Annotated in this window: 14 protein-coding genes; 12 read left to right on the top strand and 2 right to left on the bottom strand. The window is 59.3% G+C overall.

Annotated elements, in window-relative coordinates; translation table 11 throughout:
• Positions 1-78 precede the first annotated feature (78 nt).
• On the top strand, positions 79-720 hold the full coding sequence (locus ACTIEN_RS09975) for an ABC transporter permease (protein WP_439522985.1): 642 nt from the start codon (positions 79-81) through the stop codon (positions 718-720).
• Between the two features lie 135 nt (positions 721-855).
• Here ACTIEN_RS09975 and ACTIEN_RS09970 read toward each other — a convergent pair whose 3' ends face one another.
• Positions 856-2,625, bottom strand: a complete 1,770-nt coding sequence (locus tag ACTIEN_RS09970; protein ID WP_439522984.1) for an extracellular solute-binding protein — start codon at positions 2,623-2,625, stop codon at positions 856-858.
• Complete coding sequence (locus ACTIEN_RS09965) at positions 2,598-3,518, bottom strand: NAD(P)-dependent oxidoreductase (protein WP_439522983.1); 921 nt, start codon at positions 3,516-3,518, stop codon at positions 2,598-2,600. The genes ACTIEN_RS09970 and ACTIEN_RS09965 overlap by 28 nt, the downstream gene beginning before the upstream one ends.
• Positions 3,519-3,721: 203 nt before the next feature.
• On the opposite strand from ACTIEN_RS09965, the gene ACTIEN_RS09960 reads away from it, so the two are divergent.
• The 11 genes from ACTIEN_RS09960 (at position 3,722) to ACTIEN_RS09910 (ending at position 15,988) form a co-directional block, all read left to right on the top strand.
• A complete protein-coding gene (locus tag ACTIEN_RS09960; protein WP_439522982.1) occupies positions 3,722-4,789 on the top strand; it encodes a 2,3-butanediol dehydrogenase in 1,068 nt (355 codons plus the stop codon).
• A gap of 28 nt (positions 4,790-4,817) precedes the next feature.
• Positions 4,818-5,891, top strand: a complete 1,074-nt coding sequence (locus ACTIEN_RS09955; RefSeq protein ID WP_439522981.1) for an SDR family oxidoreductase — start codon at positions 4,818-4,820, stop codon at positions 5,889-5,891.
• Positions 5,892-5,901: 10 nt separating this feature from the next.
• Positions 5,902-6,186 (top strand): YciI family protein, encoded by a 285-nt coding sequence (locus ACTIEN_RS09950; RefSeq protein ID WP_439522980.1) that lies wholly within the window; start codon positions 5,902-5,904, stop codon positions 6,184-6,186.
• Positions 6,186-7,220: a Gfo/Idh/MocA family protein gene (locus ACTIEN_RS09945; RefSeq protein ID WP_439522979.1), complete on the top strand. Its 1,035-nt coding sequence runs from the start codon at positions 6,186-6,188 to the stop codon at positions 7,218-7,220. The genes ACTIEN_RS09950 and ACTIEN_RS09945 overlap by 1 nt, the downstream gene beginning before the upstream one ends.
• A 1-nt stretch (position 7,221) precedes the next feature.
• Positions 7,222-8,202: a zinc-dependent alcohol dehydrogenase gene (locus ACTIEN_RS09940; protein ID WP_439522978.1), complete on the top strand. Its 981-nt coding sequence runs from the start codon at positions 7,222-7,224 to the stop codon at positions 8,200-8,202.
• 29 nt (positions 8,203-8,231) lie between these two features.
• The gene (locus ACTIEN_RS09935; RefSeq protein WP_439522977.1) at positions 8,232-9,260 is read left to right on the top strand and encodes an ABC transporter permease; all 1,029 of its coding nucleotides are present in this window, start codon (positions 8,232-8,234) and stop codon (positions 9,258-9,260) included.
• On the top strand, positions 9,247-10,314 hold the full coding sequence (locus tag ACTIEN_RS09930; protein WP_439522976.1) for a substrate-binding domain-containing protein: 1,068 nt from the start codon (positions 9,247-9,249) through the stop codon (positions 10,312-10,314). Before ACTIEN_RS09935 ends, ACTIEN_RS09930 begins: the two co-directional genes overlap by 14 nt.
• A gap of 75 nt (positions 10,315-10,389) precedes the next feature.
• Positions 10,390-12,921: an ATP-binding cassette domain-containing protein gene (locus ACTIEN_RS09925; protein ID WP_439522975.1), complete on the top strand. Its 2,532-nt coding sequence runs from the start codon at positions 10,390-10,392 to the stop codon at positions 12,919-12,921.
• Between the two features lie 61 nt (positions 12,922-12,982).
• Positions 12,983-14,047, top strand: a complete 1,065-nt coding sequence (locus ACTIEN_RS09920; protein WP_439522974.1) for a maleylacetate reductase — start codon at positions 12,983-12,985, stop codon at positions 14,045-14,047.
• Positions 14,048-14,061: 14 nt separating this feature from the next.
• Positions 14,062-14,919 (top strand): intradiol ring-cleavage dioxygenase, encoded by an 858-nt coding sequence (locus ACTIEN_RS09915; protein ID WP_439522973.1) that lies wholly within the window; start codon positions 14,062-14,064, stop codon positions 14,917-14,919.
• Positions 14,920-14,941: 22 nt separating this feature from the next.
• A complete protein-coding gene (locus ACTIEN_RS09910) occupies positions 14,942-15,988 on the top strand; it encodes a ketopantoate reductase family protein (RefSeq protein WP_439522972.1) in 1,047 nt (348 codons plus the stop codon).
• Positions 15,989-16,089 lie beyond the last annotated feature (101 nt).

Genomic DNA, 16,089 nt, shown 5'->3' with positions numbered 1-16,089 from the left:
TTCCTGGCAGGCTGGTCCCTCTATGTCCGGACTGCCCAGGTATCGTCCTTCGTGCTGCCTCCACCCGAGGCAATTCTCATGGCACTCATCGACATGGTGCAGACACGCGAACTATGGGATCACACGCTTGTCACCGTAACAGAGGCCGTTTCAGGCTTTCTGATCGCGGTCTTCCTCGGAGTCACACTCGGCTTTGTCATGGCGCGCGTACCTCCGTTCGAGTGGGCAGCCAAGCCGTTCATCGTGCTGCTGCAACTCATTCCGAAAATCGCGCTTGCACCACTCTTCATCCTTTGGTTCGGATTCGGGCTGGAATCCAAGATTGTCATCGCTGCGGCACTGGCCTTCTTTCCTGTCTTCTCCAACGCGTTGCAGGCCTTCAAGTCCGTCGAGCCTGGCGACAAGGACGTGTTCACCATTCTTCAGGCCAATCCGTTGCAGAGGTTCTACATGCTGGATGTGCCGTCCGCCTTGCCGGTGATTCTGACCGGCACAGAGGTGGCCGTGGTCCTGGCGATGATCGGCGCCATCGTTGGCGAATTCATCGGTGGCAACGAAGGGCTCGGTTACCTTGCCGTGGCGCATCTGCAGAACCTCGCCGTGCCCGAACTCTTCGCGGTGATCGTCGTACTGGCCATGGTGGGCCTTGTTCTCTACACGCTCATCGGTCGCCTGCGACGGCATTTCTCGGCCTGGCACGTCTCCGAAGCGCGTATGTGACAATTGACCAATTGTTTCCGCGTCGCCAACCGGGAAGCCATTCCCAACTGGAAATCCGGTTCGGGCTGGACTTCGCCGATTGTGTCACGCGCGACCACCAAGTGTCGACTGCGCAGATCGACGTACCGTTTTTCTTCAACGCATCTCGTTTCGAACGACGCTCAGTATCCGGTTTTCGGCGTCCTTAAGTCCACGTTGCGGCGATTTTCCATTGAAGACAATCTCGTGAATTTCTTCGCCTAGGGTTCGCTCGATCAGGTTGAATTCCGGTACCGGGGGGCGTGCCCAGGTGACCAGCTCGTTCTTGCGCGCCATTCGGTCGACCATGCTGACGATCGGCGATGAGGCGAGCGCCTCGGGATCCGCGCAAACCGAAAAGCGTGGTGCAACCGGGAAGCCGTTCTTGACGTGCTCTTTCATCGCTTCTGGCGAGACCATCCAAGCGATGGCGGAGATGATTTGTTTTTGCTGCGCCGGTTCGACGTAGGCAGGGATGGTCAGCAGGAAGCCTCCGACCGGTGCGGAAACGCGGCGCATTCTGCGTGACGGCGGTGGAAGATATGCAACGCGACGTGCCACGCGCGAACTAAGCTCATGCTCGAAACGTGCGGCGCGCATTGTCCAGCAATAGGCCATCGCTGTCTGACCGGACATGAAATAATGGATGCGCCGGTCCCAATCAATCGTGGCGATGTCTGGCGGCGAGACCTCAACCAATTGCTTCATGTATTCGACCACTTCGAGCGCATCCTCGGTGTCGATTTGAAGTTTCAGCTTTTCGAACGTGTCGAAGCTCCAGCTTTCCTGATTGCGCAGCGGCATGTCGATGACGGTCGTCCGGCAGGCTGCGAGGAAGAACATGAAGGAATTTGCGATTGGCATACCGCGCTGGCCGTTCCAGGCGATGCCGTAGAATTCTTTTTCCGGGTCGTGGAAATCGTGCGCCGCGGCAATGGTTTCATCGAACGTCTTTGGAAAGGGAATGCTGCGCGCTTCGAACAGGTCCTTGCGTGCTGCAAGAATTTCGATCGTGCAATACAGCGGGATGCCGTATTGCGTGCCCTTCCAGTTACCTGTGCCCCAGACAGAGGGATGAAAGTCCAAGGGATTGATCGCCGCGTCGGCCAGGAGGTTGTCCAGCGGGGCCAGTTCGCCCCGTTCAGCGAATTCACCCAGCCATGGCATGTTCATCGCTACAACGTCATAGCGCGGCGCCACCTCGGACAGTGTACGCCGGGTATTTTCGTAAAGATCGGGAAGCCGCTGTAGCTCAAAGCTGCTGCGCTTGCCGAAATCATTGCGGAAATCTGACCACATGTTCCGCATTGCAACAAAATAGTTGTCGTCGTTCAGCAGGAACTTGATATCGCCCAGGTTCAACGCTGAAATATCCTCGCCTCGAACCGGCGAGATGATCTGGGATGCAAAGTAACTTCCGCCAAAATAATATTCACTGGTCTCGGTGCCTTTGCGAAGGCCAAAGGTCTTTGCCATGTGTCCCTTGACATGGCTGGCATACGCCATGAATGCGTTCAACAAGGCTTCTGATGGTTCCAGAAAGTGCGTCTTGAGACCGTTGCCGCGGGGAACCTGACTGATCAACCCGTCTTCGATCATCTTGGCGATCATCCGGTTGCCCGTGCTGTAGGGCACATCGGCAGAACTGATGAGGCCCGACTTGTCGATCGGGGTCACGCGGAGATGCGCATCGACCAGCTCGAGCGTGATGTTCAGATATACGTCAGGCTTGGCCCCTGGCATGTTCGCATCGAAGGGCGCACGGAGCCGGCGCAGAAAATCGACGATCCGCGACAATTCGTGGCTCGTGAGACTGGGAACCTGAGAATGCACGGCGTCGGATCCCTGCGCCTGCGTTTCTATCGTGTCGACAAATTTTCTTGCCATTTCACCAATGCGAAGAAATCTTCGTCCTGCAAACCCGAATTCGATGCGCTTCGGTATAATTCAAGGATCAGTCCGGTTGTCATCAACGGTACGCTGTTCCGACGCGCCGCTTCGCTGATCAACGTAAAGTCTTTGATCATTTGAGCAACCGTGAAAGCCGGGGCGTAATCATCATTCACGACCGCCTGCTTTTTGTATTTGAACAGTGGCGATGCAGCCGCGCTTTCACAGATGACATCCATCATGTCTGTGCGGTTCAGTCCGCCGCTTGAGCCGATAGCCAGAGCTTCCGACAGAACCGCCGAGGAAGCACCGACCAAGGTGTTCAAGACCAGTTTCATGTAGCGCGCCTCTTCGCCTTCCCCAAGGAAGAATTGCCGCGCCGACAGCTTTTGAATGAGAGGAAGTGCTTCTTCCCAGCCTGTGCGGTCGCCCGAAGCCAGAACGGTCAAAGTCGCGTTCTTTGCCATATCCGTACTGCCGGACAAAGGCGCTCTGACATAGCGAATCCCGAACCCTGTGAGATGTTTGGCCACCTGCTCTGAACATTCGGGTGAGACGGTGCTCATCTCGACAAGAATTGCGCCCGCTGAAAGCGCGGTGGCGAGTCCACCGTCGGTGCCGACGCCCACAACGTCCAAAAGCGCCTGATCGTTGGGAAGCGTGGAAAAGACAATCCTGGCCTCAGAAAGTCCGGCCAAGGATTCGACGGCTCTTGCGCCGAGAGCAGATATCTTGCTGCGGTTGGTCGCGTCAGGCTCCGAGACAATGACGCCGACGTTCTTGTCAACAAGATTTGCCGCCATCGGTCCGCCCATTTTGCCCGCGCCGATCCAGCCCACGACCTGTGCCGCGTCCGTGCTGTTCTGGGAAACAGTCACTGTTTGACTCATCTTCAGTACTCCGTGTGCATCACGGTTCTACACTAGATTGTCGCACCGAATGTCTGAGAAGCAATTTCTCCGCATCGGATATTTTCGTGGAACATCCGCCGAAACGGATTGATAGACAAGTTTCGAGCCAAAGTGGTGATCTTGGATTCGGCAGCCTCGCCGCCGACATGAGCATCCCGAGTTTTGGAAGGAAGGATATCAAATTGAAAGCCGTTCGTTTTCACGGAGCAAAGGACATCCGGGTTGAGGATGTAGAAGAGCCGTCGGGCACGCTTGCGCCGGACGATGTACTGATCGCACCCATCGTCACCGGAATCTGCGGAACCGACTTGCACGAATATATCGCCGGTCCGATCGTGACCCCGTCCGAGCCGCACGTCTACACTGGAGCGACCAATCCCCAAATTCTGGGCCACGAATTCTCGGCCAAGGTGCTGGCAGTGGGCCACGACGTCAGCGACGTCGCGGCAGGCGATCGCATTTCAGTCCAGCCGCTTGTGGCGCCGCGCAACGATTACTACGGCAAGCGCGGTCTCTATCACCTGTCTCCGCAGCTCGGTTGTGTTGGTCTCAGCTGGGCCTGGGGCGGCATGGGCGAGAAGGCGGTGATCAAGGAATACAACGCCCAGCCAGTGCCCGAAGGCATCACCGATGAACAGGCGGCAATGATCGAACCGGCGGCAGTGGCGCTTTACGGTGTGGATCGTGGCGGAGTCGAGGCTGGCTCGACCGTTCTTGTGTCAGGGGCGGGACCCATCGGCGCGTTGACGGTCCTCTCGGCCCGCGCAGCCGGCGCGAGCACGATCATCGTGTCCGAACCGAACCCAAACCGTCGCCGGATAATTGCGGAAATCGCGCCCTACGCGCATGTCGTGGACCCGCGCGGTGCGGATCTGGCGACGATGGTCGGGGATTTGACGGAAGAGGGTGTCGGTGTCGATGTCGCGCTCGAATGTGTCGGGCTGGAGGCGTCGCTGAACGCCTGCGCAGAGTCTGTCCGCCGACAGGGCAAGGTGGTGCAGGTCGGCCTGCACATGAAACCGGCCAGCATCGACGCGATGCTCTGGGCGCTCAAGGACATCACGGTCGAGGCGACCTGGTGCTACCCGACCCAGATCTGGCCGCGCATCGCTCGAATGGTCGCGTCGGGCACCTTCCCGATCGAGAAGGTCATCACTTCACGCATCGCGGCCGAGGACGTGGTCGAAAAGGGCTTCGACGCTTTGCTCGATCCTGCGGGCGAACAGCTCAAGATCCTCGTCACCACCTGAAAAGATAAAACTACGGAAGAATGGACGCATGGCAGACAAGAATATTGCGCTGATCGTCGGGGCCACCGGCCTGTCGGGAAGCTATACGGCGCGCGAATTGAAGAACCACGGTTGGACGGTTGTGACCGTCTCGCGGAGCAACGTCGATCTCGACTGGTCCGACCGTCACATCGCGGCCGATCTAACTGATGCGGACTCGAGCCGTGTCGCGCTGAAAGCGGCTCACGACGTCACCCACGTCTTTTATTGCACCTGGTCGCGCCAGGCGAACGAAGAAGAGAACGTGCGCGTCAACGGTCTGATGGCACGCAACCTGTTCGAGGGCATTGCCGAAGCGCCGGTCAAGCACGCGGCGTTGGTAACGGGGCTCAAGCACTATCTCGGATCCTTCGACGATTACGCCAAGGTGACGCCGTATACACCGTTCCTGGAATCGAGTCCGCGCCTGCCGGGGCCGAATTTCTACTATGCTCAGGAAGACGTGCTTTTCGAAATGGCCGAGAAATACGGCTTCAACTGGTCGGTGCACCGCCCGCACACGATGATCGGCTTTACAGTCGGCAACTACATGAACATGGCGGTGACGCTGGCGGTCTATGCGTCGATCTGCAAGCACACCGGCAAGCCCTTCCTCTATCCCGGCTCTCCGCAGCAGTACAACGCCGTGACCGATGTGACCGATGCGCGGCTGCTGGCAAAGCAGTTCTTCTGGGCGGCGACGACGCCCGAAGCGGCAAATACGCCTTTCAACACGGCCAATGGCGACGTCTTCCGTTGGACCTGGCTCTGGGCGCAGATCGCCGAGTATTTTGGGTTGGAAGTGGCAGAGTATCCCGGCCACCCGACGCCGCTGGAAGATCAGATGGCCGACGCCCCTGCGATTTGGCAGGAAATGATCGTCAAATACGGATTGCAGGACATCCCAATCAAGACCCTGGCTTCGTGGTGGCACAGCGACGCCGACCTTGGGCGGGAACTGGAATGCTTCACGGACATGACCAACAGCCGCAAACTGGGCTTCGACGCTTACCAGAGCACACGAGACAGCTTTACCGACGTGTTCGACGAACTGCGCGCGCGCAAAATCATCCCGGCAGCCTGAGGAGGACATGATGCATTATGTGATCCATTGCCTCGACCACGAAGGCGCCGTCGAAAAGCGTTTGGCGAATTACGAGGCACACAAGGCCTACCTGACCTCTGCACCGGTCAAGACGGTCATCTCTGGTCCACTGCTGGCAGATGACGAGGAAACCATGATCGGCAGCTGTTTTGTAATCGAAGCGGACAACCTGGCGGAGGTCGAGGAATTCAATCGTAACGATCCATTCGCCAAGGTTGACCTCTGGAAAACGGTATCCATCCGTCCGTTTTCCAAACGCGTGGATAACCGCTGATGTCCGGGCCGGTGAAAATCGCCCTCGTGGGCATGGGCTGGTGGGGTCAGAAAATGCTGGCCGTCCTGAGCGCCGCACCCGAGGACATTTCCGTCGTTCGTGCGGTCGAGCCGAACACGGATGCAGTGCGGGATCTTTGTGAACAGCGCGGCGTGACGCTCACTGCGGACTATACAGACGCTTTGAACGATCCCGAGGTTGAAGCCGTCGTTCTGGCGACGCCGCATTCCCTGCACACAGGGCAGATCGAACAGGCGGTCGCAGCAGGCAAGCATATCTTCTGCGAAAAGCCACTTGCTTTGACGGCGGATGAGGCCGCCCGGTCGGTTGCGCTCTGCGCCAATGCCGGGCTGGTCCTCGGCATGGGCCACGAACGCAGGTGGGAACCACCCGTTGCTGACATGCTGGCGCGCGCCGATGCGGGCGATCTTGGCCGCATCCACCAGATCGAAGCGAATTTCAGCCATGACAAATTTGTCAGCCTTGATCGCGACAACTGGCGCGTCAAAGCGACCGAGGCACCGGCAGGCGGCATGACCGCAACCGGTATCCACCTGCTGGACCTGTCTGTGCGTCTGTTGGGCAGAGCAGAAAGCGTGCTGTGCATCTGCGAGCAGCTATCCTCGGACCTGCCACAGGGCGATACCGTGGCGGCGTATGTGAAATTCGCGGGGGGAGGCACCTCTTATGTCTCGGCTTCGTTGGCAAATCCGTTCATGTCGCGCTTTACGGTCTATGGCTCAAAGGGTTGGATCGACATTCGCGACAAGGCGCATGTCGAGGCACCGGATGGCTGGGTCGTCACTTCGGCCATGGCGGGCGCATCGATAGAGACCGTGGAAATTGGCAAGGCCGAGCCGGTCAAGGACAACCTCGTGACCTTTGCCCGGGCCGTACGCGGACAAGAGACATATCCGGTTACTGGACAGCAGCTGGTCGACAATATCGCTCTGCTCGAGGCGGTCTTCGCCTCTTCACGCAGTGGCCAAATCCAGAAAGTGGCGGAACCCACCATAGCGGTAAGAGGAGCTTGAGATGAAAGCGCTGATTTTCGATGAACCAAACAAGCCTGTGGTCACTCAGGTGCAGACGCCCGGCATCACAGAAAACGAGATCCTGATCCAGTCGCGCCGCGTCGGTATCTGCCATTCGGATTATGAACTGCTGGCGGGACAATACATCATCCCGATTTCTTACCCCGTCACGCCCGGCCACGAATGGGTGGGCGAGGTCGTCGAGGTTGGCAAGAATGTCAGCGGGTTCAATCCCGGTGACAGGGTCGTGGGCGAATGCGTGATCAATACGCCTGAGCGCATCCACCATTTCGGTTTTTCCATGGACGGTGCGGATCGTGAGTTCTTTGCCGCGCGCCCCGAATGGCTGCACAAGCTGCCAGACGCGGTCGATGATGCAAAGGGTGCGCTGATCGAACCGTTTACATGCGGCTATTATGCGGTGCTTCGGCATGGTGGCGTGTGCGCGGCCGACACAGTTGTGATTTCCGGCGGCGGGACGATCGGTCTGGTTTCAGCAGCCGCAGCCATCGGCATGGGTGCGCGGGTGATCGTGGTCGATCCGGTGCCGCTGCGCCGCGAGATCGCGATGAAGCTTGGGGCCGACGGCACCGTCGACCCGACCGACGGCGATCCGATCGAGGCGGTGCAGGAAATGACCGCAGGCGGCGCCGACCTGGTGGTTGAATGTGCCGGGCATCCGTCCTCGCTTGCCAATGTGTTCGACTACGCGCGTGACGATGGCAACGTGTCGATGGTCGGCATCAGTATCGGCCAGAAATTCCCGGTTGAGCTGGGAAAGATCCAGATCAAGAACCTGAACGTGCGCGGCTGCATCGGCTCGCCCGGTGTCTGGCCGGCGGCGATCCGGTTCCTTGAAAGAACCGGGTTCGACCTCTCTCCGATCCAGACTCACACCTACGGCATCGACGACGCACTGACCGCGCTCGACCTGGGCAAATCGCCCGACAAGGCAGTGAAAGTCACGCTCGAAATCTGCTGAGACAAGGCGAAACGAAAGGGTTTCCCGACATGGCCGACACCACCCCAAAAAGCTTCGGCGGCGCTACTGGCTTTGCTTCGGTGAACTTGGCCAAGGGGTTCGTGACCATCGTGCTTTCGACGCTGGCATTGCTTCTGCTTTGCGTTGTCTTTGCGCCGTCGGCGGTGTCGGCTGGGTCGCTGATGGGCAGCCTGCCGTTCGCGGCGGTGCTCGCCATTGTCGGACTGGGTCAGATGCTGGTGGTGCAACAGGGCGGGTTCGACCTGTCGGTGCCGGGATCGGTTTCGTTGGCGGTCGTGATCGCCACCCACATACCCAATGGCAACGACGCCGCGCTGTTCCAGGCGGTTCTGGTCGCAGTGGGCTTTGCGTTGGCCGCAGGGGTGCTGAACGGACTCATGGTCGCCTACTTTCGGTTGAACGCCATCGTGGCGACCATCGGGATGAATGCGCTGCTGTACTCCGCCGTGTTTGCCATCTCGGGGGGCGTTCCGCGGATCACGACCAAACTGCTGGCAGGTATTGCGGGAGGGCAGACCTTTGGCATCCCGCATTCGGTCTTCTTTGCCCTCGGGTTTCTGGCAATCGTGTCTTTCGTTCTGAAAAAAACAGTCGCCGGGCGGCGTTTCGAGGCGATCGGTGCAAACCCGAAGGCAGCCCGCGCAGCGGGTCTTGGCGTCAAGCGGTATCAGGCGGCTGCCTATGTCCTTGCCCAACTGCTGTATTGCACGGCGGGCATTCTGATCGCGGGGATCACCCGCGAGCCCACCGCCTTTCAGGGCAACAGCCTTTTGCTGCCCTCGGTTGCCGTGGTGGTTCTGGCGGGAACGTCGCTTCTCGGCGGTCGCGGTTTTCCGATCTCGGTCGTTATCGCGGCCTTCTTTCTCAATCAACTCAGCCAATTCGCCCTGTCGATCGGTGTGCCCTACTCGGCGCAGACAATCGTGCAGGCGCTCGCTCTCGTCTTCGGCATCGGGGTCTACTCGATCGATTGGACGAGCCGTTTCAAGACACCAAGACAACGTTCCAAGGAGGAGGAAAACCATGAGACTATCTAAATTGAAGGCGCACAGCGCCGTTGCAACCCTGGGTCTGGGGCTCGCATTGTCTGCCAGCTCGGCCATTGCGCAGGACACCCCGTCCTGGTGTGGCCCGAACGAGGCGACCCTGGCGTTGCTCGACGGCTTTGGCGGCAACAGCTGGCGCCTCGTCACCACCGCGTCGGGCAAGCAGGAGGCGGAAAAGTGCCCCAGCATCACGGATTATTACTATGCCGACGGACAGGGCGACACGCAAAAGGCGATCTCTGACATCAACTCTATGGCGGCACGCGGTGTGAATGCGATGGTCGTCTTTGGCGATGCTGGCCCGGCAGTCTTGCCCGCGCTGACCAACGCGTATCGTTCGGGTGCGGTTGTCGTGCCGTATCGCGTGAATGTCGGTGGCGAAGCCGGCAAGAACTACACCCGTTTCGTCGGAGCCGATTTCGTCTTTGACGGCGAAAGCTGGGGCACCTGGATCAAGGAAAACTTCCCGGACGGCGCCAACATCCTGTTCCTGTCCGGTCCGGCCGGAAACAGCCAGGGACTGGACGAACTGAAGGGTATGAAAAACATTCTGGATGACAGCTATGTTTTCCTCAACCCCGATCCCTTCGCCGTCACCAACTGGGATCCATCGCTGACCCAGCAAGTTCTGTCCGCCGCCATCGCGCAGCATGACGACATCGACGTGATCGTGTCGGATTTCGGACCCTCTCTGGTGGGTGCGCTTCCGGTCTTCGGCAATTTTGATCGGTCTATCCCGGCGCTGGCCACTTCTGACGGCAACTCTCTGGGCTGCTTCTGGGAGGAAAACCAGGCCGACAACCCGGACTTCAAGTTGTTCACCGTTGCGACCGGCAACGACAACGTGCGTTTGGCCGTGCAATGGGCGATCGCCGAAGCCACAGGCGGCACCCCGCCAGAAGCCGAAATCTTCGAAGCTCCGAACTTCGAGGATTCCACGGATGGCAATCCCAGCCCGGTTCAGTGCCGTGCCGATCTGCCGGGTGCGATCTACTTGTCGTCCCAGCTTTCGGGCGACGATCAGGCAAAGGCTGTGGGCCAGTAGCCCTGTTTGCTCCGGGCGGCGCGTGTCGCCCGGGGCATGCTGAACTGAAACCCCTGACCTGCGGAAAACAAACGGATGATACCATTGGCTGAGGTTGCACCGGCTGAGACGGCCAAGGAAATACGCGACACTGCTCTGGCTACCCCCGTAGTTCGCCTGAGCGGCGTGTCCAAATCCTTCGGTGCAGTCCGTGCGCTGACCGATGTCAGCGTCGATATCCACGCGGGCGAGGTACACGCGATCCTGGGCGAGAACGGCGCGGGAAAGTCGACCTTGATGAACCTCATCACCGGAGTTCTTCAGCCCAGTGCAGGAAGCATCGAGTTTGACGGTCGCAATGTGATGCCGTTATCGCCGGAAAGTACTTCGGCACTGGGAATCGCGATTTCCTACCAACATCCGGCCATTTTGCCCGACATGAGCGTGCTCGAGAATCTGCAGGTTTCCTTGCCTGCCTCGGTCTTCGCAGGGGGCCGTAAGGACCACATAGGCAGTCGGCTTTTGGAAGAGGTCGGACTGAACGTTCAGCTGAATGCCCGCGTTGACACGCTGACCATCGCCCAGAAACACCTTCTCGAACTGGCAAAGGCACTTGCGGTCAATCCGCGTGTTCTGATCCTTGATGAGCCGACGGCATCCCTGGATCAGGATGCCACGGACATGCTGTTCGCCAAGGTTCGGACACTCAAGGCGGGTGGCACTGCCGTCATCTACATCACGCACCGCCTTGCGGAGCTGCGCCAGATCGCAGACCGCGTTACCGTCCTGCGCGACGGACGCCATCGCGGCAGTGCTCCGGCCGACCAGATTACCAACGCACAACTGCTCGACCTGATCGTGGGGCGCACGCTGGCGTCGGCCTTTCCGCCAAAGTGCGAAACGACCAATCCACAAGTCAATTTTGAAGTCAGTGGGTTGAGCGGCCGCAAATTCACCGACATCTCGTTTAGCGTCGGTCGAGGACAGATCATTGGTGTCGCCGGGGTCGAAGGAAACGGCCAAGCGGAACTGATGCGCGCCTTGGTGGGATTACAGCCCTGCGCTGGCGAGATCCACCTGAAGGGCAAGCTGCTTTCGGCGAAAGAGTTGAAGGACAAGGCTGCCTTCCTGCCCTCCGACCGGCACTCAGAAGGGTTGGCCGCCGATCTGACAATCCGCGAAAATGCCACTCTCTCGTCGCTCGACAAGTACGCCGCAGGCGGCGTTCTGGATCGCGGCCGCGAGTTGTCCAAAGTGCGCGAGGTGTTTGCTTCGCTTGCAGTCAAGGCATCCGGGCTGGAGGCCAAGGTGTCATCGCTTTCCGGTGGCAACCAGCAAAAGATCGTCATGTCGCGCGCACTTCTGTCAGAGCCGGGCTACATCATTGCGGATCAACCCACGCAAGGCGTGGACGTTGGTGCCCGTTTCGAGATCTATCGCATCCTGCGCGAGGTGTCGGATGCCGGCACACCGGTCATCGTGAACTCTTCCGACGCCGCAGAACTTGAAGGGCTCTGCGACATCGTGCTCGTTATGTCGCGAGGTCGGGTTGTCGAAACACTGCGCGGAAAAAACATCACAGAAGCACGCATTGTGGGTGCCGCTGTAGAAGCTGATACACATGCCCATCACGTTGACGATGCAAAGCGGGCGCAGGATGGCCTCGGGGCGAAGCTGCGCCATTTCGTACAAACGGACAATGCGACGATCTTACCTTTGGCGTTGGTTGCCGTCCTGCTGGCGCTTTTTGTCAGCGGGCAGAACGAAAACTACCTGTCAGCCTTCAATGTCTCGAACATCCTGATTCTTGCCACGGCCCTTGGCTTCATTGCTCTGGGGCAGACGATTGCGCTGTTGATGGGGGGGATCGACTTGTCCGTCGGGCCGTTGGCCGGGTTCTGCGTGGTGATCGGATCGTTCTTCATCAACGACGGCAATACAGCCGCGACCATGGCGTTGGGATTTGCACTGATGTTCGGTGCCGCGATTGTCGTCGGGTTGATCAACGGAGTCCTGATCCGCTTTGCCAATTTTACTCCGATTGCCGCGACTCTTGCCATGTTCATCGGCTTGCAAGGAATGAGCTTTGTGCTGCGCGACGGGCCGGGCGGATATATCTCGTTTGACGTGATCGACACGCTGACCTGGCGCCTTGGTCCTATCCCTGTCGCGTTTGTCGTCATGATCGGCCTCGCCATTGCGCTGGAACTCGGTCTGCGCCACAAGCGCCCCGGCTGGCAGTTGCGGGCTGTCGGTTCGCACGAGGAATCGGCGCGGCGTATCGGGGTGCCGACCGACCGGACGTTCTTGCTCGGCTATGTCGCCGTGTCACTTCTGACCGCCCTTGGTGCGGTCATGCTGATGGCGCAGATCGGCGTGGGCGATCCGGCTCAGGGTGTGAACTATACCTTGGGAAGCATCACGGCGGTCGTGTTGGGCGGCACCAGCCTGTTGGGCGGGCGCGGAACATTCATCGGGTCGGTTCTGGGTGCTGTGCTGCTGACTGAAGTGCTGAATGCCGTATCATTCCTTGGGCTGTCGCAAAGCTATCAATACGGGTTTCAGGGATCGCTGATCCTCGTGGCCGCGCTGATCTACACGACTGCACGGCGGCGCCGCGAGGAGTGATCTCGTGGCCTGCGAAACCCACCAGGAGCGTCCCGAACAGTCGGAGGCGAAGGGATAAATCATGCCGGACATATTCATCTATAATGCCAGCCCCTGCCGCGTCATCTTTGGCAGCGGTACGCTGGCCAAGGTCGCGGAGGAAATAGCAGCTCTGGGGTGTAGTCGTGCCCTGGTCCTGTCGACTCCGTTCCAGAAACCCGACGCAGAAATGCTGGCCGAACGTCTTGGCAACCTGGCCGTCGGAACCTTCACAGAGGCGGCGATGCACACGCCCGTTGGGGTGACGGAAAAAGCCATGGCGGCATACACCGCCGCTGATGCAGACTGTGTCGTGGCTGTCGGCGGTGGATCGACCATCGGGTTGGGCAAGGCGATTGCATGGCGCAACGATGCTCCCCAGATCGTGGTAGCCACCACCTATGCCGGCTCGGAGGTGACGGATATCCTCGGTCAGACCGAGAACGGAAAAAAGTCCACCGTTCGCGACGCGCGGATCCGCCCCGAAACGGTGATCTACGACCCGGACTTGACGTTGGGGTTGCCGGTGGCAATGAGCGTGACGAGCGGCCTGAACGCCATGGCCCACGCAGTCGAAGGTCTCTATGCGCCTGATGCGAACCCCGTCACGTCTTTGATGGCGGTTGAGGGGCTGCGCGCGCTGAAGTCCGCATTACCGCGCATCGTCGAAGACCCGGACAATGCGGACGCGCGTTCCTCTGCGCTATATGGTTCGTGGCTGTGCGGTATTGTGTTGGGCTCGGTCGCCATGTCGTTGCACCACAAGCTGTGTCACACATTGGGCGGTGCTTTTGACACGCCGCACGCGGAAACCCACGCGATCCTGTTGCCGCATACCGCTGCTTACAATGCGCCGGCAGCCTCGCAGCAACTAAGCGGCGCGATTGAACTGTTCGGGGGTGATCTCGGGGGCGGTCTGCATGATTTTGCACGCTCGATCGGAGCGCCACTGTCATTGCGCGATCTTGGTTTGACGCCAAAGGATCTTGCTGTGGCCGCCGAAATGGCAGTGCAAAACCCGTACAGAAACCCTCGTGAGGTGACCCGCGATGGAATTCTGAATTTGTTGACCCGTGCCCATGCTGGGCACCGGCCTATTGCGACGTGAAACGGATGGACACCATGAACGCACAGCCAGAAACTGCCTATTTCACTGAAGATGCGTCGGTCGACACCGTCAACGCTCGCATCTCGGACGATGCCGACGCCCGGTTGAAAACCGTGATGGAACGTCTCGTCCAGCACTTGCATGCCTTTGTAAAGGACGTGGAGCTGACCCAGGATGAATGGGGCACCGCCATCGATTTCCTCACACGGACCGGGCAGATTTGCGATGAGAACCGTCAGGAATTCATACTGCTGTCTGACGTTTTGGGCGTTTCCATGCTGGTCGACGCGATCAACACCCGGCGTCCTACGGGAGCGACCGAAAACACGGTGCTTGGCCCGTTCCATGTCGATGGCGTGCCGGAATATCCGATGGGCACGAACATCACCAAGGTGGGTGGACAGGAAACATGTCGCTTCTATGGAACGGTCTCTGATCTTGACGGAAACCCGGTCGAGGGTGCGCGTATCGACGTCTGGAGCGACAGCGAGGACGGTTTTTACGACGTGCAACAACCCGACATTCAGCCCCGCCACAACAACCGAGGCGTGTTCACCACCGGACCGGATGGCAAATACTGGTTCAACGGGATCAAGCCGGTTTCGTATCCGATTCCCGATGACGGGCCGGTTGGCCAGATGCTGGGGCATCTTGGGCGGCATCCGTACAGACCCGCCCATATGCATTTCATCGTCAGCGCTGACGGTTTCGACCCGGTCACAACGCATACCTTCGTCGAGGGAGACCCCTATCTGACTTCGGATGCGGTTTTTGGCGTTAAGCGCTCGCTTGTCGCCAAGTTTGAACCCGTTCTGAATGGCGAGACGAAGTGGCAGTCCCACTACGATTTCGTGCTGCACCAGTCGGCCTGACTCTTTGCAAGGAAGCTGCCAAGTGACATCCTCTTCGTTCCCCCGCATCGCCTTCATCGGAACAGGGGCGCAGGGCGCCTCGGTGGCGGCTGACTTCGCACTGGCCGGGCTGGACGTGACATTCATCGACCAGTGGCCTGCCCATGTTGAGGCGATGCGTGCCAACGGCCTGACCGTGAACCTGCCGACCCGAACCCTGCACACGCCGGTCAAGGCGCTGCACCTTTGTGACATCGCCGAGATCCGCGACCCCTTTGACCTGGTATTCCTGGTGGTCAAGGCCTATGACACACGCTGGGCTGCCGAAATGATCAAGCCGGTCCTCGCCAAAGACGGCTTTGTCGTTGGGCTGCAAAACGGCATGACGCACGAGGACATCGCCGATATCGTGGGGGTGAACCGGACCATAGGTGCGGTCATCCAGATCGCCTCGAACATGTGGGAACCGGGGATCACCACACGCCAGAACGATCACGACGAAAGCTGGTTTGCGTTGGGGGCGCTGGATCCGTACCAGCAGGCACACGTGGAAGGCGTCGCCGATATTCTACGTCGTTCGGGGACAGTGGAAGTTATGGACGACATCCGTTCGGCAAAGTGGATGAAACTGGTGGTGAACGCCGCAGAGCTGATCCCCTCGGCAATCATCGACACGGCAATGCGGGACTCCGTTCGTGACCCAGAGTTTCTGGAAGTCATGCGCAAGGCCGGATACGAGGCGATGGAGGCCGCGCTGGCCGATGGTGCAACGATCATGCCGATCATTGGCATGCCACCTGTCATGAGCAACCATCCCGAACGCTATGTCGACGAGATTTTTGACGAAGTGCTGCGCACTTTTTCTCGCGATGACACGCTGACGACCTCCTTGCAGGACTGGCGAAAGGGGCGCCGGGCTGAGGTGGACGAGGTCAACGGTTATGTGGTCGATTGCCTCGAAGCAAAGGGAAAGTTCGCACCAATGAATCGGAAGGTCGTCGAGATGGCGAAGGAAATCGAAGCTGGAAAACGCATACATCACCCCGATAATGCGGCCGAATTAATTCAGCATAATCGCTCACTGGCCTAATCCGGGAGGACGGCCATGCCTGCCGCGTTTCTCTCGGTTTGTGACAACGACCCGGAGCAAGTCCCCGAGTGCTCGAGGCGCGAGGTTACTGTCTTGGGTGT

The sequence above is a fragment of the Marivita sp. genome (assembly GCF_051859345.1).
Classification (GTDB): domain Bacteria; phylum Pseudomonadota; class Alphaproteobacteria; order Rhodobacterales; family Rhodobacteraceae; genus Marivita.
This window is presented reverse-complemented; position numbering and strand designations above follow the sequence as displayed.